This is a genomic window from Pseudomonas sp. FW305-E2 (assembly GCF_058782925.1).
On sequence record NZ_JBYSYE010000089.1, the window covers coordinates 1 to 3165 of the forward strand.

At 66.3% G+C, this 3165-nt stretch carries 1 protein-coding gene; it reads left to right on the plus strand.

From position 1 onward, the window contains the following. Positions 1–3165, plus strand: a 3165-nt coding sequence (locus AC3WLP_RS27795; protein WP_256596109.1) for a condensation domain-containing protein, incomplete at both ends; no start/stop codon positions are given.

The window sequence follows — 3165 nt, forward strand, 5'->3', positions numbered from 1 at the left end:
GCCGGACTACATGGTGCCAACGCACATCCTGCAGGTGCAGGCCTGGCCGGTGACGGCCAACGGCAAGCTCGACCGCAGGGCCTTGCCCAAGCCCGACAACAGCGCCCTGCAGCAGGCCTACAGTGCACCGCAAGGTCCGCTGGAACAGCAGATCGCGGCGATCTGGCAGGACCTGCTCAAGCTGGAGCGGGTCGGCCGCAGCGACAACTTCTTCACCCTCGGTGGCGACTCGATCGTCTCGATCCAGGTGGTCAGCCGTGCCCGCCAGGCGGGCATCCGCTTCACCACCAAGGACCTGTTCCAGCACCAGACGGTACAAGACCTGGCCGCAGTCGCCCAGGTGGGGTGTGCGGCACAGGCCGACCAGCGCCCATTGCACGGGCCAACCCCGATGCTGGCGGTGCAGCATGCCTTCTTCGACACAGCCATTGCCGACCGCCAGCAGTGGAACCAGTCGGTGCTGTTCCGCCCGCTGCAAGTGCTTGATGCACAGGCACTGGAGCAGGCGCTGCAGGCATTGGTCACGCACCACGACAGCCTGCGCCTGAGCTTCGTCGAGGTTGATGGGCAGTGGCAGGCCAGCTACCGGCCTGCCGGGCCGGTACAGCCACCTTTGCTATGGTGCGCGACACTGGCCGATGCCGGTGAGCTGCAGGCATTGGGCACCGAGGCCCAGCGCAGCCTCAACCTGGCCGATGGGCCGATGCTGCGCGCGGTGCTGGCAACCTTGGCGGACGGCAGTCAGCGCCTGTTACTGGCGATCCACCATCTGGTCGTCGATGGGGTGTCCTGGCGTATTCTGCTGGAGGACTTGCGCCGGGCCTACCAACAGTGTGCGGCCGGGCGGGCGCCACAGTTGCCCGCCAAGACCAGTGCCTTCAGGGCCTGGGCCGAACAGCTGCAGGCCTACGCCGGCAGCGACACGTTGCAGGCCGAACTGGGCTATTGGCAGGCGCAGTTGAGCCATGCCAGCGGCAGCCTGCCGCAGGACAACAGCGCTGGCGCCCTGAGCAACCGGTACGCCCACACGGTCTACAGCCACCTGGACGGGGCGCTGACCCGACAGCTGTTGCAGCAGGCCCCGGCCGCTTATCGTACCCAGGTCAACGACCTGCTGCTGACTGCGCTTGCGCGGGTAATCTGCCGCTGGAGCGGCGAACCCTCGACCCTGATCGAGCTGGAAGGGCACGGGCGCGAAGCGCTGTTCGACAACCTCGACCTGGGCCGCACGGTCGGCTGGTTCACCAGCCTGTTCCCACTGCGGCTGAGCCCGGCGGCAACGCTGGATGGGTCGATCAAGCAGGTCAAGGAACAACTGCGCGCCGTGCCCGAAAAGGGCATTGGCTATGGTGTGCTGCGCTACCTGGCAGACGCTGCCAGCCGTGAGTGCCTGCGTGCCTTGCCGGTGCCGCGCATCACCTTCAACTATCTGGGCCAGCTGGATGGCCACCTGGCGACCGATGAACAGGCGCTGCTGGTGCCCTGCGCAGACCCCAAAGGCGATGAGCAAAGCCTGGACGCGCCATTGGGTAACTGGCTGACGCTCAATGGCCAGGTCTACGCCGGTGAGCTGAGCCTGGGCTGGACCTTCAGCAGCGACATGTTCGAAGTCGCCACCGTACAGCGCCTGGCCGATGAATACAGCCACGAGCTGCGCGCCCTGGTCGAACACTGCTGCCAGCGCGAACACGCCGGCATGACGCCGTCGGACTTTCCGCTGGCCGGCCTGACCCAGGCCCAGCTCGACAGCCTGCCGCTGCCGCCAGCGAGGGTCGAAGACATCTTCCCGCTTTCACCCATGCAGCAAGGCATGATGTTCCATACGCTGCTGCAGCAGGGCGGGGATTACATCAACCAGCTGCGGGTCGATGTGACTGGCGTGGATCCCGAGCGCTTCCGTGCTGCCTGGCAAGCGGCAGTCGACTGCCATGACCTGCTGCGTGGCAGCTTCATCTGGGGTGAGCTGGCCAGCCCGTTGCAGATCATTCAGCGCGAGGCGCAATTGCCGTTCGCGGTGCATGACTGGCGTGGCCGTGACGACCTTGCCGATGCGCTGGAGGCGTTCGCTGCTGCAGACCGCGCGGCCGGCTTCGACCTGGTCCGGCCGCCGCTGTTGCGCCTGACCCTGATTCGCCTGGACGCGCAGCGTTATCACCTGATCTACACCAGCCACCACATCCTGATGGACGGCTGGAGCAATACCCGGCTGCTGGGCGAAGTGCTGCAGCGGTACCACGGCAGCGTTCCGGAGCAAGGGCCGGGGCGCTTCCGTGACTACATTGCCTGGTTGCAGCGCCAGGATGGCGCAGCCCGCCAGGCGTTCTGGACCCGCCAGTTGCAAGACCTGGATGCACCCACTTTGCTGGCCAGGGCCACGGACTGGGCAGCCGGTAGTGAAGGGCAGGGGCAGGTCGAGCGGGTACAGCAACTGGATGCCCGGCAGACCGCCCGCCTGGACGCCTTTGCCCGTGAGCGCAGGGTCACCGTCAATACCGTGGTGCAAGCGGCCTGGCTGCTGGTGCTGCAGCGCTATACCGGCCAGGCCTGCGTCGCCTTTGGTGCGACCACGGCTGGGCGGCCGGCCGAACTCAAGGGCATCGAGCAGCAGATCGGCCTGTTCATCAATACCTTGCCGGTCATTGCCAGCCCCCGCCCGGAGCAAGCGCTGGGTGACTGGCTGGACACCGTGCAGGCGCTGAACATCGCCCTGCGTGAGTACGATCACACGCCATTGTTCGATATCCAGCGCTGGGCCGGGCAGGGCGGCGAAGCGCTGTTCGACAGCATCCTGGTGTTCGAGAACTACCCGGTGTCCGAAGCGCTGCAGGCCGATACCTCCAGCAGCCTGGTGTTTGGTGAGGTGGCGAACCACGAACAGACCAACTACCCGCTGACGCTGGTGGTTAACCTGGGTACGCACCTGTCGCTGCAGTTGAAAGCCGATCGGGCACGGTTCAGTGCCCGGTTGGCCGAGCAGCTTGGCGAGCACCTGTTGCAGGTGTTGCAGCAGATGCTTGAGAGCAGCGCCGAAACGGCGTTGGGCGAGTTGCCGATGCTGAGCCCGCAGCAGACGCAAGCGGTGCTGCACGACCTTAACGACACCGCCACCGACTACCCCGGCGACTGGCGCGTGCACCAGCTGTTCGAGGCGCAGGCGCGTCGCCA